At 30.9% G+C, this 1369-nt stretch carries 1 protein-coding gene; it reads right to left on the reverse strand.

What is annotated here, in order from left to right:
- A partial coding sequence (locus WOCAOBSORBRA_RS05975) for an IS4 family transposase (RefSeq protein ID WP_174516152.1) occupies positions 1–1266 on the reverse strand: 1266 nt, incomplete at its 3' end.
- Positions 1267–1369 lie beyond the last annotated feature (103 nt).

Here is a 1369-nt window from a genome sequence, read left to right on the forward strand (position 1 = left end):
TATAGTAAGCTTTTTTAGAAAAATTTTTAAATTATTGACAATATTGTTTAATATCAAAAAGAGCTCTCTAACCCGCCTTTTCAATTCAATAAATGCCTTTGTTAAACTGAGCTCCGTGTTCTTTTTTAGTTTTACACAGCCAACCATTTCGTGAAATACGAGAATAGCACATAATTTTGCGTATAGCTCGCACAATACTCTAAATGGATTTGTCTTTCCTTTTAGTTTATCAAGATTGATATGACTTTTATATAGTTTAAATAGTAATTCGATTTGCCATCTTACTCTATAAACCGTCAATATTTGTTCAGCATTAATTTTACTCTCTGGAACATTAGTTATAAATATTGACCAATCTAATAACTTTTGATTCTTTTGAGAAGATGTATATCCATGTGACTTTGCTAATTTATTAGCCTTTCTTCTTCTAGCCATAGACTGTTCTTCAGTTAGCTTTTGACATATAATTCTTACCTTAATTTTTACTTCCTTTCCTAATAATACTTCCTTTCCTAATAATACTTCTTTTTCTGAAGATAATTGACCTTCTAAATACTCCAATAGCTCTATTTTTTGATTTGTTTCTATATCATATATATTGGTATCAGACTTATAACGACTAACAAAATATGCACCTGCTTCATCAATCTGTTTAAAAGAACTAGGCACAAAGTAGCCCAAGTCAAATATTAGCAAATCATTGGCTGATAAACCGTTCAGATAATCCCTATAACCTTGATCCGACCTTATTCCTTCCATAAAATTTAACTTATCTAGCGCTTGATTCAGGTAATCAAAGACTAACTGTAGCTTTATTCCTGATTTGGTATTATTCTCACAATCTCTATAGCTACTGCCATATCCTTTGTACATATCTTCCATGCTACTGGGCAGGCTAATGTAGCTGCTATCCAATAATTTAACGCTTCCAAATTGCTGTAAAATTTTGCAATCAATCTGTAGACTTTTTTTAAATAAACACAAAGCTTCGTTATACATTTTTTTCATGAACTCAACTGCTTCTTCACTAAACCTAAAATCTAAACCCTGTTTTGTAATTTCTATCGAGTCTTCATTTAGCAATTGGCACATTGTTTCTATGCTGCAATCATCAACTCCTATGTTACCAAAAACCATAGCTTTTATGAATGATGAGCCATTAAGTTTTCTCTTTCTTTTTATAAAACCTACTGCAATTGATATTTCGTCTGCTTTTTCATTAAAGAATTCATTGAGGTCTTTTGATAAGCAAGCTATTCTGTCCATTGTAAGTTCTCTCATTCATATATCCAAGAGAATTTATACCTTATTATTTTCCTTCACTCTATCAACTTTACTTACACTTTTCCTTAACTTGACGCGTATGGTT

The organism is Wolbachia endosymbiont of Cardiocondyla obscurior, assembly GCF_902713635.1.
Classification (GTDB): domain Bacteria; phylum Pseudomonadota; class Alphaproteobacteria; order Rickettsiales; family Anaplasmataceae; genus Wolbachia; species Wolbachia pipientis.